This window comes from Novosphingobium sp. LASN5T (genome assembly GCF_003856955.1).
In the GTDB taxonomy this organism is placed as follows: domain Bacteria; phylum Pseudomonadota; class Alphaproteobacteria; order Sphingomonadales; family Sphingomonadaceae; genus Novosphingobium.
On sequence record NZ_RQSI01000008.1, the window covers coordinates 74,825 to 98,033 of the forward strand.

Here is a 23,209-nt window from a genome sequence, read left to right on the forward strand (position 1 = left end):
TCAGGCAACCGGGCGCGGCTGGAACACCGACCAGCCAGTCCGCTGGGTCAGCCGTTCCAGCGCCAGCGCGCCCAGCTGCGAATTGCCCTTGTCGTTCAGCCCAGGCGACCATACCGCGATCGACGCGATGCCCGGCGCCACGGCGAGTATCCCGCCCCCCACGCCCGATTTGCCCGCAAGGCCGGTGCGAAACGCGAATTCGCCCGAATTGTCGTAGTGCCCGCACAGCATCATCAGCGCGTTGATGCGGCGCGCGCGGCGTGGCGAAACGACGCTGAGGCCCGTGGCGGGGTTGCGCCCGTCGTGCATCAGGAACCGCCCCGCCATGGCCAGCTGGCGACAGCTCATCGCCAGCGCGCACTGGTGGAAATAGACGCCCAGCGTGCGCTCCACGGGATGGCGAATATTGCCGAACGCCCGCATGTAGTTGGCCAGCGCGAAGTTGCGGAAGCCGGTTTCCCGCTCGGCATTGGCCACGCGTTCGTCGATGATCACGCTCTCGTCGCCCGCCAGCGCGCGCACGAAGTGCAGGATGCTGCCGATCGCCTCGCGCGGCTCGTGGCCGGAAAGCAGCACATCGGCCACCACGATCGCCCCCGCGTTGATGAACGGGTTGCGGGGAATGCCGTGCTCGCTTTCGAGCTGGACGATCGAATTGAAAGCGCTGCCCGAAGGTTCGCGGCCCACGCGCCGCCACAGGGCATCGCCCACCGCGCCCAGCGCCAGCGTGAGGGAAAACACCTTCGAGATCGACTGGATCGAAAACGGTTCTTCCGCGTCCCCGGCCGTGAACACCTCCCCTTGGGCCGTCACCACCGCCATGCCGAAGCGATCGGGCGATACGCAGGCCAGCGGCGGGATATAGTCGGCCACCTGCCCGCGCTCGGTGGCCTCGCGCATTTCAGCGGCAATCTCGGCAACGATGGCGGCGATATCGCTCACTTCAGATAGCGCTTATACCAATCGGCGATCCGCTCGAACCGGTCGCGCAGGAAGCTTGGCCGGACAAGTCCGTGGTGTTCGCCAGGATAAGCCACCAGCCGCGTCGGAACCCCCGTCAGCTTGAGCGCCTGATAGAGCTGCTGCCCACCGATCAGCGGCACGTTGTCGTCCGCCGTGCCGCCCAGGAACAGCGTTGGTGTCTTGATCCGGTCCGCATGGAGCAGCGGCTCGGAAAGGCGCGTCCACAGCGCCGTGTTCTGCCACGGTGGGCCAAGCTCCTGGACATATTGCTCGATGTACTGGTCCACGCCGAAGAAGGCGAAGATGTTGCCCACCCCCGCCCCGCTAACACCAGCCTTGAAGCGGCTGTCGCGCACGATCAGATAATCGGTGAGAATGCCGCCATAGCTCCACCCGCCAACGCCAAGGCGCGCGGGATCGGCAATGCCCTGCGCCACCGCCCAATCGATGGCGGCATGAAGGTCGAGCACTTCCTTGTTGCCCCAGTCGGCGGCGATCGCGGCGCCATAGGCATCGCCCCGGCCCGAACTGCCGCGATAGTTGACCGCGAGCACGGCATAGCCCTGCGCCGCGATCCATTGCCGCATCGTATCGATCTCGTGCGCGTCCTGCGCCGTAGGCCCGCCGTGAATCCACAGCACGGTAGGATAGCGTTGCCCCGGCACGTAGCCGGCCGGGAGCGTCAGAATCCCGTGCACCTCGCTGCCGTCGCTCGCTGTGGCGGCAAAATCGCGCACCGGTGACCAGGCAATGCCCGCGTTCAGCGCGCGATTGTGCGCGGTCAGCGCCCGCATCGTCTTGCCTTCCAGCGCATAGACTTCGGGCATCGCGTCATCGCCGCTGGCAATCACCGCGCGCGGGGCCCTGGCATCTTGGCCGCCGCACTGGTCGAACACCGCCAGCCGGGGATCGCCCAGGCGCTGCACGCCGCCCGTCGCCAGATCGAAGACGGCGGGAACCTCGTGCCGGTCCTCGGCCAGGATGGCGCCCACGCGCCCGCCGCCCAGATCGACGGGCCGTTGCACATAAGTGCCCACCGATGTCGCCACAGTCCGGGTTTGACCGGTCGCCAGCACCGTTTCGGCAAGGCGCGGCTGGCTATACTGGTTTAGCTTGGGCACATCGCCCACCAGATGCGCGATTTTCGCGCCATCGGCAGACCAGATCAGCGCCTGCCCCAAAGCCCCGGCAAGCTTCGCCACCACGCGCGGAGCCGCGCCCGCCTTCACCTCAACCACGGTGAGCCACTGGGTTGCCGGCGCGGCAGGATCGATCCCGTGATTGGCGAGGTAGGCCACGCTCTTGCCATCGGGTGACCATTCCGCCGCGATGACGTCGAACGAATCCGAAGCCGTCAGCCGCATCTCGGTGCGCGTGGCCACGTCGAACAGCGCCAGATGGGTATGGCTCGCAGCGGTGATGAAGCCCTGGCCGTCTTCCTTGAACTTCGCATCATCGACCACGACCGGCAGCGGCCGCTCAGGATCGTCCTTGGGTGGCTCGGGCGCGGGATCGCTCAGCGTCAGCAGCAGGCGGCGCGAATCGGGCGACCAGCGGAAGGCGGCGATATCGCCCTTAACATCGGTCAGCTTCTGCGCCTCGCCCCCCCGCCGGTCGAGCAGCCATATCTGGGCCTGCTTGTCCTTGCCGCGCTTCGAAAGGAACGCGATGGTCTTGCCATCCGGACTGAACGCGGGCGCGCTGGCGCTCTCTTCGCCGTCTGTAAGCTGCAGCGCGGGCGCCCCGGCCAGATCGGCAAGCCAAATCACCGATCGGCGCTTGTCCGTCTTCACATCCGCATCGCTCGCCACGTAGGCGGCCTGCCGGCCATCGGGCGCGCAGGCCATTTCCGAGAGCGACCGCATCGCGAGAATGTCGTCGATAGACACCGCGTGACGTGCCGGAGCGGATTCCCCCGCCACCGCGAAGGCCGGCAGTGCAGCCAGCGCCAAAATCGTGCCACACCGCAGCGCGCGTGAAGCCTGACGCCATTTCGCGATACCCATCTCTTCCCCCCCAACAATCCGTGAAGCAGAGCGTAACCGGGCGGGCCCCAACCGGCAATCGCTCCGGCAAAAAGGGTGCCCGCTGCGCAATCAGCCCCCCGATGCCCGCTTTCAGCCCGCCGCCACGCGTACGCCCGATACATTTTGCGACAAAGCGCCCTGTGGCTGACATACCCCGGTTACAACTTGTCTATAACTTTAGATCATGAATCTTTATATCTCCTCCATGGGGGCAGCCCGTCCTGGTTCAGGGGAAAATCGTATCCGCTCAGGATTCAGCCGGGGATGAGGGAGCCCACGACGGCAGCAGCGGCGTCCCCGCCAGCACGTCTGTGGGAACGCATTTGCAACGCCCGGATACCGTTGTGGGCAGTCGGCCTCCTGAGCCTTTGCGGGGTGGCCGTCACCATCGCGTTCGGCGCGATCGTGGCACAGGCCGATCGCCATGGCGCGCTGGGCAAGGCTGCGGCCCAGATCGCCAGCATCCCCAACACGCTGGCCGGCGTCTATCACGGACTGTTCCCCAACCGGCCGAAGCTGGTACTCGATTACGTGCCGGAACCCGGCGGGCTGCACTATGCGGCCGGCCAGAGCTTTGTCGATCCGGGCTATGTCCTGCTTACGGAATTCAGCAATGCCCGCCAGCAGCGGGTCATCCGCCTGATGCGGCTGAGCGATGGCAAGATGCTTCGCGAATACGCGCCGGACGTGCGCGCCATGCTGCAAGGGTCCACGTTCCGATCGGCCATCGTCGACCTGCAACGCGACAAGACCCAGCGGCTCTACTTTCCGATGCATCCCATGCTCACCAATGATGGCGGGCTGATCCTGCACGATACCTCGCCACTCACGCGGATCGATGCCTGCGGGAAGCGGCAGTGGATGATCGACGGCATCTTCCACCACGCGGTCGAACGCGCGCCGGATGGCACGCTGTGGGCGGCCGACCGGCAACCCCGATCGCGCCGCCCCGGGCTTGGTCCGCTGTTCGGGGACGAGAATATCGTACATCTCCGGGCCGACGGAACCGTCCTGCGGCGCGAAGCGATCATCGACATTCTCGATCGCAACGGCCTTGGCTATCTCTGGCGCAGCCGCCCCTACCAGGACGATCCGATCCACCTGAACGATGTGCAGCCGGTGCCGGGCGATGGCCCCTACTGGCATGCCGGCGATCTCCTGCTCAGCCTGCGCAACCTTTCGATGATCGCCCTTTACCGGCCGACGGAAGGCCGCATCGTGTGGCATCGCGAAATGCCCTGGCGGTTCCAGCACGATGTAGCCGTGATCGACGATCATCGCATCTCGGTGTTCGACAACAACTGGCGCTGGAACTGGCAGGCACCCGAAAAGGTAGAAACCGACGGGCACAACCGCCTCCTTGTCTACGACTTCGCGGCCGACACGGTCAGCGATCCGCTGGGTGAGGCCTTCCGCAAGCTGGACATCCGCACCCACGCGCAGGGCAGGGCGATGCCGCTGCCCGGCGGCGATTTCCTGATCGAGGAAACCGAACGCGGCCGCCTGTTCCGCATCGCGCCCGATGGCTCCGTCCGCTGGCGCTACCTATCCGCCGATCCCGACCAGCACCGGTATGAACTGCGCTGGAGCCGGTATCTCGATCCCATCGCCGACAAGGTCGGCATTCAAGCAGCGGTGAACGCCAAATGCGAATGAACCTTGAGAGCATGGCCCATGGCCTTTCGATCGCTTCCCTTGCCGCCATCGCCCTGATGGCCACGACCGTTCCGGCGCAGGCCTATGTCGGCCCGGGCCTGGGCCTTGGCGCCATTTCCACCGCACTGGGCGTGGTGGGAGCCATTCTTCTCGGGATCGTGTCCTTCGTGTGGTACCCGGTCAAGCGGCTGGTCCGCGCGGCGCGGCGCAAGCCGGCTGCGCCGGCGCAAAGCGATCCGCTGCCGGAATCCGAGCTGTGATTCCCGCCGCGCTGGTCCTTTTCGCCGCGCTTCTGGCCTCCGTGCATCTGGCGCGCCGGTGGATGCTGCTGCGCCATTTCGGCGATCTTGCGGCAATCGGCCAGCGCTCCGTCCGCACGCTCGCCCGCAGCGGCGTTTCCGATTGGAGCAAGGAGCGCGCGACGCGCATTCTCGCGATCCGGATGATGGGCAAATCGCTCGCGGCCGGCGGCCTCCTGCTGATGATCGTCCTGCCCATCGCAGCCGTGCTGGCGATCGGCCCGGTCGCGGGCATTCCAACGCAGGACGCACTGTTCGATCCCACCGCCCGCCTGTCCATTCTTGCCGCAGGTATCGCCCTTGCCTTCCTCCGCTCCCGCGTCCGCCGCTTTGGCTTACGGCCCGCTTGACCGCCTGCTGCACCGCATCGCCCTGGGCAGCGACGCGGTGCTGGAGATGAGCTTCGATCTGGAACGCGCCCGCCATGGCAAGGCGGCGACGGCGCGGGAACTCGGCCCGCCGGTCTTCGTCACCGGCCTGGCCCGCGCCGGCACGACCATCCTGATGCGGCTGATCCACGCGGCCGACGATTTCGCCGCGCTCCGCTATCGCGATCTGCCCTTTCCGCTGGCGCCGAACAGCTGGGCGCGGATAACCGCCCGCCTGAAGCGAAAGGTCGAAACGCGCGAACGTGGCCACGGCGATGGACTGGAGCACGATCTCGACAGCCCCGAAGCGATCGAGGAAGTGTTCTGGAAGCTCCACGACGGCAAGCGCTATTGCCGTCCGGACGGCTTGCTTCCCTATCAGCCCAATGCCGAAACGCTGGCCGCCTTCGCTGATTACCGGCGGCTCGTCTGCCTTCGCTATGGCGCGCCGCGCTATCTTTCCAAGAACAACGCCAACGTGCTGCGCGTGGGCAGCCTAGCGCGGCACGTTCCCGGCGCGCGCATCTTGCATCCCTTCCGCGATCCGCTGGCGCAGGCCCGTTCGCTCCACCGCCAGCACCAGCAAGCCTGCATGCTGGCAGCGGACGATCCGTTTCGCGGCGCCTTCATGCGGTGGCTGGGCCACCACGAATTCGGCGCGCACCAGTTGCCTTTCCTGCTGCCCGCCGGCTCAGGCCCCCAGGGCGATCCCGATACGCTGGCGTACTGGCTGGCGACGTGGATCGGCGTCCATACCCACCTGCTCGGCCAGCCCGAGGACGTGCGCGAAACCCAGGTTTTCGTGGACTACGACCTGCTGGCCACCGGCGATCCCGAATTGCTGGTCCGGCTTGGCAGGCGGCTCGATCTGGCCCGCCCGCTCTCGCCCGTAACCCTGCGTCCGCCGACGGCGCTGCCACACCGGGACGTGAAATTGCCCGCTGACCTGATGGTTGAGGCCAACCGGGTACACGCCGCGCTGCGGAAACGCGCGGCGGCCCTGTAAGGAGCCACCGCCCGGCTTGTCGCTATCCGGCGATCACGGACTTGACCGCGGCGATGGCTGCGGCCGCCTTCGCGCCATCCGGACCGCCGCCCTGCGCCATGTCGGGGCGCCCGCCGCCGCCCTTGCCGCCCAGCGCTTCCACGCCCGCGCGCACCAGATCGACGGCGCTGACCTTGCCGGTCAGGTCGTCGGTCACCGCCGCCGCGATCGATGCGCGGCCATCGTTGACCGCGACGATCACGGCCACGCCCGAACCAAGCCGCTGCTTCGCCTGATCGAGCAACCCGCGCAGTTCCTTGGGGTCTAGCCCTTCGAGCACCTGGCCGGCGAACTTCACGCCGCCCACGTCCTCGTCGGCCGCTTCGGGCTTCGTCCCGCCACCGCCGCCCAGCGCCAACGCCTTCTTGGCCTCGGCCAGTTCGCGTTCCAGCTTGCGCCGCTCGTCGAGCAGCGCGGCAACCCGGCCTTCGACGTCCTCGGGCGTGGTGCGCAACAGGCTGGCGGCGTGCTTCAGCGCTTCCTCGCGGCCCACCAGCCACTGGCGCGCACCTTCGCCGGTCAGCGCCTCGATCCGGCGCACGCCGGAGCTGACCGCGCTTTCGGACACGATGCGGAACACGCCGATATCGCCCAGCGCGCGAACGTGCGTGCCGCCGCACAGCTCCACCGAATAGGGATGCTCCGCGCCCGCGCTGCCCATGCTCAGCACGCGCACCTCGTCGCCATACTTTTCGCCGAACAGCGCCATGGCCCCGGCCGCGATCGCGTCGTCGGGCGTCATCAGGCGTGTGGTCACCGGCTCGTTGCCGCGGATCTCGGCGTTCACTTCGGCCTCGATCACCGCGATGTCCTCGGCGCTGAGCGCCGTGGGGTGCGAGAAATCGAAGCGCAGACGATCAGGCGCGACCAGCGAGCCCTTCTGCGTCACGTGCGCGCCCAGGCGGTGGCGCAGCGCCGCGTGCAGCAGGTGCGTGGCGGAATGGTTCGCGCGCGTGGCATCGCGGCGCGCGGTATCCACCGCCAGCGCCACGGCGTCGCCCACCTTGATCGTGCCGGCTTCGACCTTGCCGTGGTGCGCGTGCAGCCGGCCCAGCGGCTTTGCCGTATCGCTGATGGCGATCTGCAGGCCATCGCTCCCCGTGATCGTGCCGCTGTCGCCGGTCTGGCCGCCCGATTCGCCATAGAACGGGGTCTGGTTGGTCAGGACGACCACCTCGTCGCCCGCGCTCGCCGACGGGACTTCCTTGCCGTCCTTCACCAGCGCGACCACCTGCCCCTCGCCGCTTGTCGCGGTGTAGCCGGTGAATTCGGTCGCTCCCTCGCGCTCGGCGATGTCGAACCACACTTCGCTGTCGGCGGTCTGGCCGGACCCCTTCCACGCCGCGCGCGCCGCCGCTTTCTGCTGCGCCATTGCCGTGTCGAAGCCGTCCTTGTCGACGGCGATCCCGCGCGAACGCAGGGCGTCCTCGGTCAGGTCATAGGGGAAGCCGAAGGTATCGTAGAGGCGGAACGCCGTCTCGCCCGGCAGCTTGTCGCCCTCGCCCAGCTCCGTCGTCGCCTCGTCGAGCAGCTTGAGGCCGTTCGAGAGCGTGCGGCGGAACTGCACTTCCTCGCGCAGCAGGGTTTCCTCGATCAGCGGTTGCGCACGACCGAGTTCGGGATAGGCCTGGCCCATCTCCGTCACCAGCGCGCCGACGAGCCGGTGCATCAGCGGCTCCTTCGCGCCCAGCAGGTGTGCATGGCGCATGGCGCGGCGCATGATCCGGCGCAGCACATAGCCGCGCCCTTCGTTCGAGGGCAGCACGCCGTCCGCCAGCAGGAAGCTGGTCGAGCGCAGGTGGTCCGCGATCACGCGATGGCTGGCGCGCTGGTCGCCTTCCGCCTTCACCCCGGTCAGCCCTTCGGACGCGGCGATCAGCGCGCGGAACGTGTCGGTATCGTAGTTGTCATGCTCGCCCTGCAGCACCGCCGCTACGCGCTCCAGCCCCATGCCGGTATCGATCGAGGGCTTGGGCAGGTTGCCGACGATTTCGCCCGCCGCCTGCTCGAACTGCATGAACACGAGATTCCAGATCTCGATGAAGCGGTCGCCGTCTTCCTCGGCCGATCCCGGAGGGCCGCCCCAGATGTGGTCGCCGTGGTCGAAGAAGATTTCCGAGCACGGCCCGCACGGGCCATCATCACCCATCGCCCAGAAGTTGTCCTTGGTGGCGATGCGGATGATGCGGTCCTCAGGCAGGCCGGCGATCTTCTTCCACAGATCGAACGCCTCGTCGTCGGTGTGATAGACCGTGGCGAGCAGCTTGTCCTTGGGCAGGCCCCATTCGCGTGTCAGCAGCGTCCAGGCGTGGGTGATCGCCTGTTCCTTGAAATAGTCCCCGAACGAGAAGTTGCCGAGCATCTCGAAGAACGTGTGGTGGCGCGCGGTATAGCCCACGTTGTCGAGGTCGTTGTGCTTGCCGCCGGCGCGCACGCACTTCTGCGAGGACGTGGCGCGCGGCACGGCGCGCGTTTCCAGCCCCGTGAACACGTTCTTGAACGGGACCATGCCCGCATTCGTGAACATCAGGGTCGGGTCGTTGTAGGGCACCAGCGGCGCGCTGTGCACCACCTCGTGCCCTTGCGAGCCGAAGTATTCGAGGAAGGACCGGCGGATTTCGTTCGTCGACGTCATGAGCCGCCGATTAAGCGAGCGTTCGGCCCGGAACAAGCACGTTTCGCCGATCAATGTGATCGCACATGCTATTCGGCCGTCGCGCGCACCAGCCAGACCGCCGCGGGGAACGAGACGACATCGCCTGAACGGTGGCTTTCGAGCAGATTTGCCAACCGTTCCAGGAAGGCTGGCCGCTCCGCTTCGGACATCACGCGAATCGCCCGCGCCGCGGGACCGATCCGGCCGAAGAACGCCAGCGCTTCGGCCACGGCATCGGGTCCGGCTCCGGCGATATAGTCGAAATCGACCGGGGTGAACGTCACGTCCCGCCATCCGCGCAGGCAGGTGCGCACATGATCGGGATCGGCGAACGCGAACGGCCCCGGCGCAAAGGGATCGGCTGAAGTCGGGGATGGGTTTGACACGGACGCGCCGGATTCCGGCAGCAGCGAAGCGATGCCGCTCGCCCAGCGATTCTCGCGCGGGGTGCGGAAGCAGGAGAAGACGATTCGCGCGCCCGGCGCGGCTATGGCGGAAAGGTGCGCAAAAGCGGCTGGCGGTTCGGGAAAGAACATCACGCCATGGCGCGAGACATAGAGGTCCGGTGCCTGCTCCGGCTGCCAGGTCGAGGCATCGGCAACGGCGAAACGCACGTTTTCCAATCCGGCAGCCCGTGCCGACGCAGCCGCCACCAAGTCCGCCGAAACGTCGACACCGGTCACCATCGCATCGGGGCGGCCCCGCGCGAGCGCAAGCGAGAGTTCGCCGGCGCCACAGCCAATATCGACGACGTACCGCGCCTGCTCTTCATGGATCGCCGCCAGCAGATGCGGCGTCATCCGGGAAAAGCTCCGGTCCGTCCTGGCGTGCTCGTCCGCCCAGCTCCGGCCCACGCCGCCCTGCCATTCGCCGATGTCCGTCATGTCCGTTCGCCTTCTTCCCGATCCCTCCCGACGCCAAGAAACCGGCACTGCTCCTGCCGGGGAGCGTGCCGGTTCTTTGGTCTGGCTGGACGGACGCGAGCGAGAGGAAGATGCCCGCGCCCGTCAGCCTGAAGGATCAGATGTCGTCGTCCGCGTCCGGCCCCGCCATCAGTCCTTCGGCAACCTGTTCGGTGCGGCCGCGAATGGCGGCTTCCAGACGGTCGCAAACTTCCTTGTTCTCGCGCAGGTAATTCTTCGCGTTCTCGCGCCCCTGGCCGATGCGGATCGAATCGTAGCTGAACCACGCACCCGACTTTTCGACGAGCCCGGCCTTGACCCCGAGATCGAGAATCTCGCCGATCTTGGAGATGCCCTCGCCGTACATGATGTCGAATTCGACCTGCTTGAACGGCGGCGCGACCTTGTTCTTGACGACCTTGACGCGGGTGGAGTTGCCGACGATCTCGTCACGGTCCTTGATCTGCCCGGTGCGGCGGATGTCGAGCCGGACCGAGGCATAGAACTTGAGCGCGTTGCCGCCGGTGGTGGTTTCGGGATTGCCGTACATCACGCCGATCTTCATGCGCAGCTGGTTGATGAAGATCACCATGCAGCGCGAACGGCTGATCGAACCGGTCAGCTTGCGCAGGCTCTGCGACATCAGGCGCGCCTGCAGGCCGACGTGGCTGTCGCCCATCTCGCCCTCGATTTCCGCCCGGGGCACCAGCGCGGCGACCGAGTCGACCACCAGCACGTCGATCGCGTTGGAACGAACCAGCGTGTCGGTGATTTCCAGCGCCTGTTCGCCGGTATCGGGCTGCGAGACGATCAGTTCGTCGATGTTGACGCCCAGCTTCTTGGCATAGACCGGATCGAGCGCGTGTTCGGCGTCGACGAACGCGGCGGTGCCGCCGTTCTTCTGCGCTTCGGCGATGACGTGCAGCGCCAGCGTGGTCTTGCCCGAGCTTTCCGGCCCGTACACTTCGATCACGCGGCCGCGCGGCAGGCCGCCAACCCCGAGCGCGATATCCAGCCCGAGCGACCCGGTGGAAATCGCTTCCACCTGCATGGTCTCCTTCGAGCCGAGCTTCATCACCGAGCCCTTGCCGAATGCCCGGTCGATCTGGGCGAGCGCCGCGTCGAGCGCCTTCTGACGATCCATTTCCTTGTCTTTGCCTTCCTGAATGAGCTTGAGCTGCGCCGCCATGGCTTCTCGTCCCCTTGCTAGAGATGGCTGACCTGAACCGTCAACAGGGACTATGTACCCACTTTGTTCCATAAGAACAAGATGGGAACGAAAATTTTTCCCGACATCGCCGGAAAATCATCCATACCATTGTAGATTATAGATTTTATGCGCCTCGCAGAACCTTTTCCACGGCCGCGACGATCTGCGCAACCGAGAACGGCTTGGCGATAAAGTGCATGTTGGGGATGTCGATATCGCGCCGCAGCTGCTCTTCGGCATAGCCCGACATGAACAGCACCGGCAGATCGGGCTTCAGCCGGCGAATCTCCCGCGCCATGGCGGGGCCGTCCATCGAAGGCATCACCACGTCGCTCACCACCAGGTCGAACGGCCCGTTCCGGCCGATCGCTTCCAGCCCTTCCTCGCCGTCGGCGGCGGTGGTCACCTCGTAGCCCTGCCGCACCAGCGCGCGCTCGGCCACGGCGCGGACGGTGTCCTCGTCCTCGACCAGCAGCACGCGGCCACCGCCGCTCCATTCGCGCCGGACATCAGCCTTCGGCTTCGGGCCTTCCAGGCTGGCTGCCGGATCGGGGGCATGGACCGGCAGGTAGATCGAAAACCGCGTACCCCGGCCTACCTCGCTTTCGGCGAAGATGAACCCGCCCGATTGCTTGACGATGCCATAGACCGTCGAAAGCCCGAGCCCGGTGCCCTTGCCCTTTTCCTTGGTGGTGAAGAACGGTTCGAAGATCTTGCCGAGCAGCGCCGGCTTGATACCGTGGCCGTTGTCCTCGACGATCAGCGCGGTGTAATCGCCGATCGGCAGGATATCGCTTTTCATCCCGCGCACGTCGGCGGCGGTGATGCGCCGGGTCATCAGCCGCAGCACCCCGCCGCTCTTGTTGTCGGCCATGGCATCGCGCGCGTTGACCGCCAGGTTAAGCAGCACCTGTTCCAGTTGCACCGGATCGGCCCGCACGAAGCCAAGGCCGCGGTCATGCGTCACTTCCAGCTGGATCTTGCCGCCCAGCAGCCGCTTGAGCAGGGTGGACACCTCGGCCACCACGTCGGGCAGTTGCAGCACTTCGGGGCGCAGCGTCTGCTGGCGCGAGAAGGCGAGCAGCTGGCGCGTCAGCGATGCCGCGCGGTTGGAATTGGCCTTGATCTGCTGGATATCGTCGTAATCGCTGTCGCCCGGCGTGTGGCGCATCAGCATGAGGTCGCAATACCCGATGATCGCGGTCAGCACGTTGTTGAAATCGTGCGCCACGCCGCCGGCAAGCTGGCCCACGGCCTGCATCTTGGTGGCCTGCGCGATTTCGCGCTTGAGACGGGTTTCCTCGCTCGAATCCTTCAGGCTGAGCAGCACCGCGCCATCGCCCAGCCCGCGCACGCCGGCCAGGCTCAGCGAAACCGGCTCCTCGGGCGAGGACCGCAGCCGCACCGCAACGTCGCCCGCCGTCGGCGCCCCTTGCGCGTAACGGCGCACGGCATCGGCGAGCGCGCCCTTGTCCTCGCGGATGACAAGGTCCGAGGGATAGGGAGGCGGCATCGTGTCGTCATGGCCGGCGGCGCGCAGGAAAGCCCGGTTGGCGAACAGGAAGCGCCCGTCGCGGTCCGTCATGGCCAGGCCCAGCGGCAGCCTTGCGAGCAGCGCCTCGATCTGCGGCAGGCCGGTGCGCGCGTCGCCCACCCCGCCCTGGTTGTCGAGCAGGATGAACAGCGAGGCGGTGTGCGAGGGATCGGCATCGATGCCCCCGTCCGGATCGGCTACCGGCATGTGGATGAAACGCACCGGGATGCCCTTGGCCCCCTCCCGCGCGTAGTAGATCCGCTCCTGCTCGTCCGAGCGGAACCAGGCCACGAATTCGGTCCCGGCAACCGCGCCGTTCTCTTCCCCGCTGGCGCGGCTGGCGAACGCGGTATTTCCGGCAAGGATGCGCCCGTCCGGCGCCACGACCGCCGCCTGGATGCTTTCGCGGGCCAGCGCGCGACCCACCTTGCCGCCGATGTGCTGCACCATCTCCGCCACCAGATCGCGCTGGTTCACGGGCGTGAAACGCCACACGAGGTAATCCTCGCCCCGCCCTGCGCGGGCGACTTCACCGCTCCAGCGGCCGGTTGCGGTTTCGATCAGGTCCAGCGTGGCACGCCCATCGCGCCAGGCGGTGCGGGCGGCGGCATCCAGCGCCTCGGCCTGCGGCTTCGACACCGGCAGGCGCGGCGGGGCGGCGCCAAGGCCGAACCATTCGCTGAACCGCAGACTGGCGCAGGCCAACCGGCCGGCGCGATCGGTGATGGCGATGCCCATGTCCGGCCGCTCGATCGCGGCATGGGTCACCGACCAGTCGGGCGCGGCGAAATCGGGCGCGGCCACCTGCGGGCGCAGGCGCAGGGCCAGCCGAAGCGCACCGCCCAGCAGCAGCGCGCCACCGGCAAAGGCCACCGCGACCACCGGTTCGCCCGATACCGCCCACAGCAGGACGGCCGTCGCCACCAGCGACCCGCCCAGCAACAGCCATTCGCGCCAGGGTGCCCTGGCGTTCTGCGCCACGGGACCAAGCGCGAGCGGCGATTCGTTCATTCGGCGTGATCCCGCGCGGCCGCGCGCATCAGCCGCGTGCGCCGCTTGTGCCCGGTCCACCAGCGCCAGCCGAGCGCCGAGAGGACATATCCCGCCACCGCCGCCAGCAGCGAAATCAGGAACAGACCGATCAACAGCGAGGGCGCGGCATCGCTGCCCAACCAGGCGAGCCATTCACCCACACCCGCTCCGCGCGTAACCAACTCACGCACCGTCAGGAAATCGGCGTGATAGCCGAAGCTGTTGCCCACCCAGATCGCGCCCGGCAGGAACACGAACAGCGTCGTGGGCGGAATCGAGATGAACGTCATCAGCGCAGCCAGCGGAATATTGCCGCGGACGGGAACGCACATCAGTGCTGCGCCGACGATCTGCACGCCGGGAATCAGCGCGAAGATGCCGATGAACAGGCCCGCCGCCACGCCGCGCGGCACCGACCGGCGGGTGAACCGCCACAGCTCATGGCGCGCGGCGAGCGGACGGGCGAAGCGGTTCTGCTCCATCTGCTCGCGCGTTGGCATGTTGGCCTGCGCCCATTTCACGATCCTGTCGAACATCGCGTCCTGCGTTCCACCCGTTTCCCGCCGCCCCACCTTCGGGCCGATTTCGCCGCTCTAGCCCTGCCCCGCTTTCGAACCGGTGAAGCGCGTCAGCCGTGCTCCTTCATGATCCGCGCCTTTTCACGCTTCCAGTCGCGTTCCTTGATCGTGGTCCGCTTGTCCGCCGCATTCTTGCCCTTGGCCAGCGCCAGTTCCACCTTGGCCCGGCCCCGGCCGTTGAAATAGACCGACAGCGGCACCAGCGTCATGCCCTTGCGCTCCACCGCGCCGTGGAACTTGGAAATCTCGCGTTCCTTCAGCAGCAGCTTGCGCGGCCGCTTGGGCTCGTGGTTGAAGCGGTTGCCGTGGCTGAATTCGGGCACGTTGGAATTGATCAGCCAGACCTCGCCGCCTTTGACCTCGGCATAGCTTTCGGCGATCGATCCCTCGCCGAAGCGCAGCGATTTCACTTCCGTGCCGGTCAGCACGATTCCCGCCTCGTACACGTCCTCGATATGGTAATCGAAACGCGCACGGCGGTTCTCTGCGACGATCTTCTTCTTGTCGAAAGCAACGGGAGTCGGACGGGCCATGGTATCGAGCATGTAGGTGCGCGGCGGGCGAATTGGAACCCCGCAGGCAAATAGCGGCCGCTCCCGCCCGAAACGGTGCGAAACAAGGTCGCCGGCACGGGAACCGCTCTTGCACTTCCTTCGTTGCAGTGCACAAACCGGACCGGGATTTCCTCTGCGGGGATTCGCAAGCGGAGCAGCGCATGGCCAGATCGAAGGTCCGGCAATCTGAAGACCGAAATCAGGCGGATGACCGGGAACAAGTCGTTCTCGTCCTCCAGGGCGGCGGCGCGCTCGGTTCCTACCAGGCCGGCGTGTTCGAGGCACTGGCCGAAGCCGGGCACGATCCGGACTGGATCGCCGGCATCTCGATCGGCGCGGTCAACGCGGCGCTCATCGCCGGCAACCCGCCCGAACGGCGCGCGCGGCGGCTGCGCGAGTTCTGGGAACAGGCGTCCTCGCGCGTCCCCTTCCCCTCGCCTTTCGCGGAAGGGTGGGGGCGGCGCGTGTTCAACGAGGCGGCGGCGGCAACAGTGGCGTTAACCGGCATCCCCGGTTTTTTCGCCCCGCGCCTGACCCCGCCGTGGCTGGCGCTGCCCGGATCGCCCGAAGCGATCAGCCTCTACGATACCGCCCCGTTGCGGCAGACCCTTCTCGATCTCGTCGATTTCGATCTGCTGAACGAAGGGCCGACCCGTTTCAGCGTGGGCGCGGTCAACGTGCTGACCGGGAACTTCGCCTATTTCGACAACCGCGACCGGTTGATCGAGCCCGAACACATCATGGCCAGCGGCGCGCTACCGCCGGGCTTCCCGCCGGTGATGATCGACGGCGAGCCGTACTGGGACGGCGGCATCGTTTCCAACACGCCGCTGCAATACGTGCTCGACGAAAGGAACGGGCGCCCGCTGCTGGTGTTTCAGGTGGACCTGTTCAGCGCGCGCGGGCTGATGCCGCGCACGCTGGCGGAAGCCGCGCAGCGCGAGAAGGACATCCGCTATTCCAGCCGCACCCGGCTCAACACCGACATGCAGAAGCGGATCGAGGCGCTCGAAGCCGCCGCAGCGCGGCTGGCGGACAAGCTGCCGGAGGACTTGCGTAATGATCCCGACGTGGCGCTGCTGCGCGCCAATTCGTGCGACAGCCCCGTCACCATCCTGCATCTCATCAACCGGGGCGAGGATTACGAAACGCAGAGCAAGGACTATGAATTTTCGCGCATGACGATGGAAGGCCACTGGCAGGCGGGCATGCACGACGTGCGCCGTTCCTTCGCCAGCCCTCGCTGGAAGAAGCGGCACCCGCCCGCCCGGGGCATCGCCACGCTCGATCTCGCCTGAATCTCAGAATCTTTTCGGGGACCGCCCCTAAAGCAACCGGAGCAAGTAAATGGAACTCAAGGACAAGGTCTGCATCGTCACCGGCGCGGCCAGCGGCATCGGCCTCGCCATCGCGAAGCGCTATGCCGCGGCGGGCGGCAAGATCGCGATCGCCGACCTCAAGATCGAGGCGGCGCAGGCGGCGGCCGACGGCATCAACGCCGACCATCCCGGCCAGGCGATCGCGGTGGCGATGGACGTGACGCAGGAAGATCAGGTCAATGCCGGCGTCCAGCAGGTGGTCGATGCCTGGGGCACGGTGGACGTGCTGGTCTCCAACGCGGGCATTCAGATCGTCAACCCGGTGGAACAGTTCGCCTTCGCGGACTGGAAGAAGATGCTGGCGATCCACCTCGACGGCGCCTTCCTCACCTCGAAGGCGGTGCTGCCGCACATGTACAAGCAGGGGTCTGGCAGCGTGCTGTTCATGGGCTCGGTCCATTCCAAGGAAGCCTCGCCGCTGAAGTCCGCCTATGTCACCGCCAAGCACGGGTTGCTTGGCCTGTCACGGGTGATCGCCAAGGAAGGCGGGCCGAAGGGCGTGCGCACCAACGTGATCTGCCCCGGCTTCGTACGCACGCCGCTGGTCGACAAGCAGATCCCGGAACAGGCCAAGGAACTCGGCATTTCCGAAGAGGACGTGATCAAGAAGGTCATGCTCGGCCAGACCGTGGATGGCGAATTCACCACGGTCGACGACATCGCCGAAGTCGCGCTGTTCCTGGCCGCTTTCCCCACCAACGCGCTGACCGGGCAATCGCTGGTGGCCAGCCACGGCTGGTACATGAACTGACGCTCCGACCGTTCACAACCGACCATCGTCATTGCGAGCGCAGCGAAGCAATCCAGAAGTTTCACGCGGGACTCTGGATTGCTTCGCTATGCTCGCAATGACGAAACTACGAGGCGAAAACGCGGAGCGTTACACCAGCCCCGCGTGTTCCAGCGCCGCATCCACCGCCTTGCGCGCGGCATCGCTGCACGGCACCAGCGGCAGGCGCATATCCTCGGTCATCCAGTCGTGCACCCGGGTCAGCGCATACTTGAGCGGCCCCGGCGAAGCGTCCTCGAACATGGCGTAGTGCAGCGGATAGAGCCGGTCGTTCAGCTCGCGCGCCTTGGCGATGTCGTTGTCGGCGCAGGCCTGCTGGAATTCGGCGCAGAGCTTGGGCGCGACGTTGGCCGTCACCGAAATGCAGCCCACCGCGCCCGCCGCGTTGGCGGGCAGAGCCAGCTCGTCATCACCCGAAAGCTGGCAGAAATGCTTGCCGATGCCCATGCGGTGATCGGTAACGCGCGAAAGATCGCCGCTGGCGTCCTTGATGCCCACGATCTTGTCCGGATAGCGCTTGGCCAGCTCGCATACCGTTTCCGGCAGGATGTCCGTCACCGTGCGGCCGGGCACGTTGTAAAGAATGATCGGCAGTTCGTTGTGCTCGGCCAGATAGCTGAAATGCGCGATCAGGCCTGCCTGGCTCGGCCGGTTGTAATAAGGCGCGACGCAGAGCGCCGCCGCCGCGCCGCTCTTGCGCGAGAACGTCATGTGCAGCAGCGCGTTCATCGTATCGTTGCTGCCGCAGCCCGCGATCACCGGCACGCGCCCTGCCGCCTGCTCCACGCAGACTTCGATCACGCGGTGGTGTTCCGCGTTCGACAGCGTGGAGGCTTCGCCGGTGGTGCCGCAGGGAACCAGCGCTTTCGAACCATTCTCGATCTGCCAGTCGACAAGGCGGCGAAACGCCTTCTCGTCAAACACTCCGTCGCGAAAAGGAGTCACCAGAGCCGGAATGGAGCCGGAAAACATGGACTTTGTTCCTCAATTTGCCGCAAGAACGGCGGTGATCGCCCCGTTGTGGTTGGTTTTGACCGACGAACCGGGCATGTTCAGCGCCTGATAAGGAGCCGTTCCATAGGATGTCCAGCATGGACGTGAAAACCGTGCTTCGCAAATTCGCCTGTACCGCGCTGGTCCTGCCGGGCCTCGCCGCATCCGTTGCCTGCCACGCGAGCGACAATGACGGCAGCGCGTGGGACCAGGCGCGCGCGCAACTGTCCGCCTCGCAACAGGGGCCGATGTCGTTCGCCGTCGAACGCTGGAAGCTGCTGACCTCGTCGAACCGCTTTGCCTTCAACGATTATGCGGGCTTCGTGCTCTCCTACCCCGGCTTCCCGGACGAGGAGAAGCTGCGCCGCTATGCGGAAAGCGCGCTGGACCGGGATTTCGCCGATCCCGCGCGGCTGGTGGCGTTCTTCGACCGGGAACCGCCGCTGACCAATCCCGGCCGCGCGCAATATGCGCTGGCGCTGCAAGCGCTGGGCCGGCCTGAAGCCGCGCAAGTCGCCAGGGCCGCATGGCGCGGCGGAGCGATGAGCGATTCGGCCGAATCCTCGCTGCTGGCGGGCTGGGGCACCACCTTCACGCAAGACGATCATGACGCGCGCATGGACGCGCTGCTGTGGGCCGGCGCGGCAGGCCAGGCGGCGCGCGAACTCGCCTGGGTTTCGCCGGCGCGCCGTCCGATCGACGCGGCACGCCTTGCCGCGCTGCAGGGAACCGATCCCTATGCCGCGGCCGCCGGGATCAACGGACAGGTCCTGAACAGCGATCCGGGCTTCGTTTACCAGCGCGTGCGCCAGTTGCGGAAGAACGGCGACGGTGTCTCGGCGCGGGCCTTGCTCTCCAGCCGGCCGCCGCTCGCGCGCAAGCCGCTGGATCGTGCCAAGTGGGTCGATGAACTGCTGATCAACGCGCGCGGCGCGGCATCGGCCGGCGATTCGCGCAGCACCGTGCGAATCGCGGCGGGAATAGACGATGCCTTCGATCAGGGCGAAGATGTCAGCCAGATGCCCTATGACCTGCGCGACGATTATACCTCGCTGATGTGGCTCGGCGGCACGCAGGCGCTGTGGAACCTGGGGGCGGGCAGCGACGCGGCCCCGCTGTTTTACCGCTATGGCGCCGCCGCGCGCACGCCGGGCACGCGATCCAAGGGCTTCTACTGGGCCGGGCTTGCCTCGGCACAGGCGGGGCGCGGGACCGACGCGCAGCGCTATTTCGCCATGGCCGCGCAATATGCCGACCAGTTCTATGGCCTGCTCGCGCTGGAACGGCTGGGCAAGCCGGTGCCGCGCTTTGCAGTGGATTCGACCGCGCAGCCGACTCCGGACGAACGCGCCCGCTTCCAGAACGCGCCCATCACGCAGGCCGTGCGCGAAGTCGCCCGCAATGCCGACTGGCGCACCACCGTCCGCTTCTTCAAGGAAATCGCGGAACAGCAGCAGAGCGAAGGGCAGCACATGCTGGTGGCGGACCTTGCCCGATCGCTGGGCCGGCGCGATCTGGGCGTGATCGTGGGGCAAGCCGCCGGTGCGCGCGGCTACCTCGATTTCCAGCACATTGCCTTCCCGCTGATTCCCGTGCCCGACAACAGCCGCGATACCTGGACGATGGTCCACGCCATCACGCGGCAGGAAAGCCAGTTCGCACAGAACGCGATCAGCCATGCCGGCGCGCGCGGGCTGATGCAGCTGATGCCCGGCACCGCCAACGAACAGGCCGGCAAGCTGGGCCTTTCGTTCAGCTCGCAGGCGCTGATCGACGATGCCGGATTCAACATCCAGCTGGGATCGGCCTATTTCCAGCGGCTGATGAGCTACTACAACGGCAGCTATCCGCTGGCCGTCGCCGCCTATAACGCCGGCGCGGGCAACGTGAACAAGTGGCTGCGCGCCAATGGCGATCCCCGCACCGGCGGCATCGCCTGGGTCGACTGGCTGGAACGCATCCCGATTTCGGAAACGCGCAACTACGTGCAGCGCGTGCTGGAAAACGCGGTGGTCTACGAGGCAATGAACCCCGACAAGGCAAGCTACACCGGCGCCAATCCGATGAGCCACTTCCTCGGCAAACCGTCTCCCGGCTGATTTGGGTTCGCGCGCAGGCGCGGATGCGCGAACCAAATCCTCTTTCCAGACACGGCGCTTGGGCTAATACCGCACCGATGAAACCAGACGGCAATCCCATAACCCCCGCCGGCCTCGCCGCCCTGCGCGCGCGGTACGATCATCTGCTCGGCACCGAACGCCCGCAGATCGTCGAGGTGGTGAGCTGGGCCGCCGGCAACGGGGACCGGTCCGAGAACGGCGACTACCTCTACGGCCGCAAGCGGATGCGCGAGATCGACCGCGAACTGGCGTGGCTGGCGCGGCGAATGAAGGCTGCGCGGATGGTCGACCCGGCACGGCAGGAAGACCGTTCGCGCGTACTGTTCGGCGCCACGGCCGAGATCGCGGACGAGGATGACAACCGCAAGGTGCTGACTCTGGTGGGCGACGACGAGCAGGACGCGAGCGCCGGACGGATCGGCTGGAGCGCCCCGATCGCCCGTGCCCTGCGCGGCGCGCGGGTGGGCGATCTGCGCGTGGTGCGGCTGCCCGGCGGGGAGAAGGAGTGGGAAATCGTCTCCATCTCCTACCCCGATCCCGCCTGACCCCTTGGAATGTGCCGCGCTTTGCTGATACCAGCGGCGCATGAAATCCGGCCGCTTCTTCATCATGCGCCACGGCGAAACGGTGTACAACGCCTCCGCCCGGCTCCAGTCCAACCACATCCATACCCCGTTGACGCGGCAGGGATTCGAACAGGCGCTGGCCATGGGCAAGGCGCTGCGCGAGGAACTGGGCGCGCGGCCACCGGTGGTGCTGCACATCTCGGAAACCGGGCGCGCGTTGCAGACCGCGGCGATCATCGCCGAAGCGCTGGAACTCGACTGGTTCGAGGCGCGCCGGTCGAACGCGCTCAAGGAAATCGACATGGGATCGTGGTGCGAACGCCGCTACGCCGATGTGGAAGCGGAGGAAGGGCCGGTGATCCTGGCCGATCACCTGCTGCGCCCCGCCCCCGATGGCGAGGACTATCCCGCCATCGCCAGCCGGCTCGAATGCTGGCTGGAAGCGATCGAGTACGAAGGGCTCACCGACGGGCGCGATCACATCGTGGTCATGCACGGTATTTCCAGCCGCGTGCTGCGCGGGATGATGGCCGGCTATCCGGTCCATCCCGATCATGGCGTGCCGATCGCGCCGTCGCTGGTGCAGGGATCGGTGGCGCTGATCGAAGGTGGCCGGGAACGGGTTTTGTTCGGCGCCGAACGCGGAATCGAGCACGCCTGATGGGCGATGTCGTCAACCTGCGCCTTGCCCGCAAGGCCAAGGCCCGCGATGCGGCGCAGGGACAGGCGGCGTCCAACCGCGCGAAGTTCGGCCGGACCAAGACGGAAAAGCAGCGCGATGCGCTGGAGATGGCGCGCGCGGAACGCCTGCTTGATGGAGCGCTACGCGACACCGGGCGCGAGACGGACTGATGCGCACCACCCATGACGACGCGACGGTGCGGCTTTACCATCTGGATGGCGGCCCCGAAGGTGGCGCTGCGGAAACGCTGTTCTACGGACCGCTGGCGCAGGCGCTGGACATCGCCGCCGCGCAGTCCGAGGCGGTGCAGGACGGCCTGTTCCTGGCGACCGACAATGACGTGATCGCCTATCTCGACCTCATCGGGGAATAGCTCTTGCGCCGCCTTCTGCTCCCTGCCTGTCTGATCGGGGCCTGCCTGATCGGCCTGTTGCCCGCCGCGCCGGCCACGGCGCGCGACAGCCTGGGCATCTGGAACGACTGGGGCGCTTTCCGCGATGCCGCCGTGCCGCGCTGCTACGCCATCGCCATGGCGCAGCCCGTCACTGGCCGCCCGCGCGATTTCCAGCCGTTCTTCACCGTGGGCATCTGGCCCCGACGCAACGCCCGCAACGAAATCCACATCCGCCTTTCGCGTCGGATCGGGCCAAGCGGCCGCGCGGTGCTGTCGCTGGGTGGCCAGTCGTTCGAACTGGCGACCGGGCAGGCCGATGCCTGGGCGCAGGACCCACGCATGGATGCGGCCATTGTCGCCGCGCTGCGATCGGCGCGGGAAATGACAGTCTCTGCCCGCGGGCGTGACGGCCGACTGTTTCGCGATACCTATCGCCTTCCCGGCGCGGCCAGCGCGATGGACGCCGCCGCGCTGGGATGTGCCGGGCGGTAAAGCAACCCCGCACAATTGTTCGCGCATGGAAAAGCGGGCCGGAGTTTCCCCCGGCCCGCCCTTCCCGCCCTCAAGCGGATCAGCCTGCTTCCGTCAGAAGCGCAGACCGTAGGTCACCGCGATCTGGTGACGGTCGGTATCCACGTTGAAGCGGCTGCTGTCCGGCGTCTGGCCGCCGAAATCGAACTCGCCCTTGCCGTAGTGCGAATAGCGGTATTCGATGCGGCCGAAGGTCTTCGGGCTGAACGCATATTCCAGACCGCCGCCGACGCGGTAGCCATCGAGGTCGATCCGCTGGTCCAGCGTGGTCGTGCCATCGCTGCCAAGCACGCCGTAACGGGCGTTGGTATAACCGCCCTTCACGTAGAGCAGTGTCTTGGGCGACATCGCATAACCGACCCGCGCGCCCACATAGACGTCACGACCAGCCGAAACCCGGCCCAGGTTGAACGTGTTGGGGCGCGCGCCCTGCGCGGTCCACTTCGCGGTGCTGTCGGTCAGTTCCGCATCGGCACCGACCACAAGGTTGCTGCCCAGCGGCACGTCATAGCCGATCTCGCCACCATAGAGCAGGCCATCGATCGACTGCTTGAAATTGCGGGTATTGTCGATGTCGACGCTGCTGCCCGACCGGCTCTTGTCGTAGCCCAGCGTCACGCCGACGCGCGGGCCCTTGAAGGTTTCCGAAGGGGCAGCCTCCTGCGCGGACGCGGGGGCTGCCAGCGCAAGCGCGGTGCCGGTGGCGAGGATGGCGCAGATAGTCTTCATTGTTCACTCCATTCGCTTGTTGTCTGTCGGTTTTGCGACCCGACAGGACTTCTCGAATGGATGAAGGCGCAGCTTGTTTCATGAACCTAACACAACGAAAATGCTGCGATATTTTTACAACACCTCGTGCGATGAGCCCCCCTGTGCGCGGGACGGGCGGGGGAACCCGTCAGCGCCCGTCATGTTCGCGCGCGTGCGAGC

Annotated in this window: 22 protein-coding genes; 12 read left to right on the plus strand and 10 right to left on the minus strand. The window is 66.7% G+C overall.

Annotated elements, in window-relative coordinates; translation table 11 throughout:
* Positions 1 to 942, minus strand: coding sequence for a glutaminase (locus EH199_RS07705; RefSeq protein WP_124808672.1), 942 nt, complete (start codon positions 940 to 942; stop codon positions 1 to 3).
* Positions 939 to 2,969 carry a S9 family peptidase gene (locus EH199_RS07710; RefSeq protein WP_124808673.1) on the minus strand — a complete coding sequence of 677 codons (2,031 nt, stop codon included), beginning with the start codon at positions 2,967 to 2,969 and terminating at the stop codon, positions 939 to 941. The genes EH199_RS07705 and EH199_RS07710 overlap by 4 nt, the downstream gene beginning before the upstream one ends.
* A 396-nt stretch (positions 2,970 to 3,365) precedes the next feature.
* On the opposite strand from EH199_RS07710, the gene EH199_RS07715 reads away from it, so the two are divergent.
* Genes EH199_RS07715 through EH199_RS07730 form a run of 4 tightly spaced genes read left to right on the plus strand, consistent with a single transcriptional unit; the run spans position 3,366 to position 6,319 of the window.
* On the plus strand, positions 3,366 to 4,646 hold the full coding sequence (locus tag EH199_RS07715) for an arylsulfotransferase family protein (protein ID WP_190287184.1): 1,281 nt from the start codon (positions 3,366 to 3,368) through the stop codon (positions 4,644 to 4,646).
* On the plus strand, positions 4,637 to 4,906 hold the full coding sequence (locus tag EH199_RS07720; RefSeq protein WP_223806533.1) for a hypothetical protein: 270 nt from the start codon (positions 4,637 to 4,639) through the stop codon (positions 4,904 to 4,906). Before EH199_RS07715 ends, EH199_RS07720 begins: the two co-directional genes overlap by 10 nt.
* Entirely contained in the window at positions 4,903 to 5,295 is a 393-nt protein-coding gene (locus tag EH199_RS07725) for a hypothetical protein (protein ID WP_124808675.1), read from the plus strand. Before EH199_RS07720 ends, EH199_RS07725 begins: the two co-directional genes overlap by 4 nt.
* Positions 5,246 to 6,319: a sulfotransferase gene (locus tag EH199_RS07730; protein ID WP_124808676.1), complete on the plus strand. Its 1,074-nt coding sequence runs from the start codon at positions 5,246 to 5,248 to the stop codon at positions 6,317 to 6,319. The genes EH199_RS07725 and EH199_RS07730 overlap by 50 nt, the downstream gene beginning before the upstream one ends.
* A 22-nt stretch (positions 6,320 to 6,341) precedes the next feature.
* Here EH199_RS07730 and alaS read toward each other — a convergent pair whose 3' ends face one another.
* From alaS to smpB, 6 genes are all read right to left on the minus strand, one after another.
* Positions 6,342 to 8,993: an alanine--tRNA ligase gene (gene alaS, locus EH199_RS07735; RefSeq protein ID WP_124808677.1), complete on the minus strand. Its 2,652-nt coding sequence runs from the start codon at positions 8,991 to 8,993 to the stop codon at positions 6,342 to 6,344.
* A gap of 68 nt (positions 8,994 to 9,061) precedes the next feature.
* The gene (locus EH199_RS07740) at positions 9,062 to 9,898 is read right to left on the minus strand and encodes a trans-aconitate 2-methyltransferase (RefSeq protein ID WP_124808678.1); all 837 of its coding nucleotides are present in this window, start codon (positions 9,896 to 9,898) and stop codon (positions 9,062 to 9,064) included.
* Positions 9,899 to 10,034: 136 nt separating this feature from the next.
* The gene (gene recA, locus EH199_RS07745) at positions 10,035 to 11,105 is read right to left on the minus strand and encodes a recombinase RecA (protein ID WP_124808679.1); all 1,071 of its coding nucleotides are present in this window, start codon (positions 11,103 to 11,105) and stop codon (positions 10,035 to 10,037) included.
* 145 nt (positions 11,106 to 11,250) lie between these two features.
* Positions 11,251 to 13,671, minus strand: a complete 2,421-nt coding sequence (locus EH199_RS07750; RefSeq protein ID WP_124808680.1) for a response regulator — start codon at positions 13,669 to 13,671, stop codon at positions 11,251 to 11,253.
* Entirely contained in the window at positions 13,668 to 14,228 is a 561-nt protein-coding gene (locus EH199_RS07755; RefSeq protein ID WP_124808681.1) for a DUF2062 domain-containing protein, read from the minus strand. Before EH199_RS07755 ends, EH199_RS07750 begins: the two co-directional genes overlap by 4 nt.
* Positions 14,229 to 14,320: 92 nt before the next feature.
* Positions 14,321 to 14,803: an SsrA-binding protein SmpB gene (gene smpB, locus EH199_RS07760; protein WP_124808682.1), complete on the minus strand. Its 483-nt coding sequence runs from the start codon at positions 14,801 to 14,803 to the stop codon at positions 14,321 to 14,323.
* Between the two features lie 182 nt (positions 14,804 to 14,985).
* Here smpB and EH199_RS07765 point away from each other — a divergent pair, with 182 nt between their 5' ends.
* A complete protein-coding gene (locus tag EH199_RS07765) occupies positions 14,986 to 16,122 on the plus strand; it encodes a patatin-like phospholipase family protein (protein ID WP_124808683.1) in 1,137 nt (378 codons plus the stop codon).
* 49 nt (positions 16,123 to 16,171) lie between these two features.
* Complete coding sequence (locus tag EH199_RS07770; RefSeq protein ID WP_124808684.1) at positions 16,172 to 16,954, plus strand: 3-hydroxybutyrate dehydrogenase; 783 nt, start codon at positions 16,172 to 16,174, stop codon at positions 16,952 to 16,954.
* Positions 16,955 to 17,083: 129 nt separating this feature from the next.
* On the opposite strand, the gene dapA is transcribed toward EH199_RS07770, so the two are convergent.
* A complete protein-coding gene (gene dapA / locus EH199_RS07775) occupies positions 17,084 to 17,965 on the minus strand; it encodes a 4-hydroxy-tetrahydrodipicolinate synthase (RefSeq protein ID WP_124808685.1) in 882 nt (293 codons plus the stop codon).
* Between the two features lie 119 nt (positions 17,966 to 18,084).
* On the opposite strand from dapA, the gene EH199_RS07780 reads away from it, so the two are divergent.
* The 6 genes from EH199_RS07780 to EH199_RS07805 all read left to right on the plus strand — a co-directional run bounded on the left by EH199_RS07780 (position 18,085) and on the right by EH199_RS07805 (position 22,240).
* Positions 18,085 to 20,085, plus strand: coding sequence for a lytic transglycosylase domain-containing protein (locus tag EH199_RS07780; protein ID WP_223806534.1), 2,001 nt, complete (start codon positions 18,085 to 18,087; stop codon positions 20,083 to 20,085).
* A 77-nt stretch (positions 20,086 to 20,162) separates the two neighbouring features.
* Entirely contained in the window at positions 20,163 to 20,651 is a 489-nt protein-coding gene (locus EH199_RS07785; protein ID WP_124808687.1) for a GreA/GreB family elongation factor, read from the plus strand.
* A gap of 40 nt (positions 20,652 to 20,691) precedes the next feature.
* The gene (locus EH199_RS07790; protein ID WP_124808688.1) at positions 20,692 to 21,333 is read left to right on the plus strand and encodes a phosphoglycerate mutase family protein; all 642 of its coding nucleotides are present in this window, start codon (positions 20,692 to 20,694) and stop codon (positions 21,331 to 21,333) included.
* A complete protein-coding gene (locus EH199_RS07795; RefSeq protein WP_124808689.1) occupies positions 21,333 to 21,524 on the plus strand; it encodes a DUF4169 family protein in 192 nt (63 codons plus the stop codon). Before EH199_RS07790 ends, EH199_RS07795 begins: the two co-directional genes overlap by 1 nt.
* Positions 21,524 to 21,727: a hypothetical protein gene (locus EH199_RS07800; RefSeq protein WP_124808690.1), complete on the plus strand. Its 204-nt coding sequence runs from the start codon at positions 21,524 to 21,526 to the stop codon at positions 21,725 to 21,727. Before EH199_RS07795 ends, EH199_RS07800 begins: the two co-directional genes overlap by 1 nt.
* A gap of 3 nt (positions 21,728 to 21,730) precedes the next feature.
* Complete coding sequence (locus EH199_RS07805; protein ID WP_223806535.1) at positions 21,731 to 22,240, plus strand: hypothetical protein; 510 nt, start codon at positions 21,731 to 21,733, stop codon at positions 22,238 to 22,240.
* Positions 22,241 to 22,333: 93 nt separating this feature from the next.
* Here the strand turns inward: EH199_RS07805 and EH199_RS07810 are convergent, their stop codons facing one another.
* Positions 22,334 to 23,008: an outer membrane protein gene (locus tag EH199_RS07810; RefSeq protein WP_124808691.1), complete on the minus strand. Its 675-nt coding sequence runs from the start codon at positions 23,006 to 23,008 to the stop codon at positions 22,334 to 22,336.
* Positions 23,009 to 23,209 lie beyond the last annotated feature (201 nt).

Bases quoted from the DNA above. Each gene is read 5' to 3' on its own strand.
- EH199_RS07710 (WP_124808673.1), bottom strand. From the start codon at position 2,969: ATGGGTATCGCGAAATGGCGTCAGGCTTCACGCGCGCTGCGGTGTGGC.
- EH199_RS07720 (WP_223806533.1), top strand. From the start codon at position 4,637: ATGCGAATGAACCTTGAGAGCATGGCCCATGGCCTTTCGATCGCTTCC.
- alaS (WP_124808677.1), bottom strand. From the start codon at position 8,993: ATGACGTCGACGAACGAAATCCGCCGGTCCTTCCTCGAATACTTCGGC.
- EH199_RS07740 (WP_124808678.1), bottom strand. From the start codon at position 9,898: ATGACGGACATCGGCGAATGGCAGGGCGGCGTGGGCCGGAGCTGGGCG.
- recA (WP_124808679.1), bottom strand. From the start codon at position 11,105: ATGGCGGCGCAGCTCAAGCTCATTCAGGAAGGCAAAGACAAGGAAATG.
- EH199_RS07750 (WP_124808680.1), bottom strand. From the start codon at position 13,671: ATGAACGAATCGCCGCTCGCGCTTGGTCCCGTGGCGCAGAACGCCAGG.
- EH199_RS07755 (WP_124808681.1), bottom strand. From the start codon at position 14,228: ATGTTCGACAGGATCGTGAAATGGGCGCAGGCCAACATGCCAACGCGC.
- smpB (WP_124808682.1), bottom strand. From the start codon at position 14,803: ATGGCCCGTCCGACTCCCGTTGCTTTCGACAAGAAGAAGATCGTCGCA.
- EH199_RS07765 (WP_124808683.1), top strand. From the start codon at position 14,986: ATGGCCAGATCGAAGGTCCGGCAATCTGAAGACCGAAATCAGGCGGAT.
- EH199_RS07770 (WP_124808684.1), top strand. From the start codon at position 16,172: ATGGAACTCAAGGACAAGGTCTGCATCGTCACCGGCGCGGCCAGCGGC.
- dapA (WP_124808685.1), bottom strand. From the start codon at position 17,965: ATGTTTTCCGGCTCCATTCCGGCTCTGGTGACTCCTTTTCGCGACGGA.
- EH199_RS07780 (WP_223806534.1), top strand. From the start codon at position 18,085: ATGGACGTGAAAACCGTGCTTCGCAAATTCGCCTGTACCGCGCTGGTC.
- EH199_RS07785 (WP_124808687.1), top strand. From the start codon at position 20,163: ATGAAACCAGACGGCAATCCCATAACCCCCGCCGGCCTCGCCGCCCTG.
- EH199_RS07790 (WP_124808688.1), top strand. From the start codon at position 20,692: ATGAAATCCGGCCGCTTCTTCATCATGCGCCACGGCGAAACGGTGTAC.
- EH199_RS07795 (WP_124808689.1), top strand. From the start codon at position 21,333: ATGGGCGATGTCGTCAACCTGCGCCTTGCCCGCAAGGCCAAGGCCCGC.
- EH199_RS07800 (WP_124808690.1), top strand. From the start codon at position 21,524: ATGCGCACCACCCATGACGACGCGACGGTGCGGCTTTACCATCTGGAT.
- EH199_RS07810 (WP_124808691.1), bottom strand. From the start codon at position 23,008: ATGAAGACTATCTGCGCCATCCTCGCCACCGGCACCGCGCTTGCGCTG.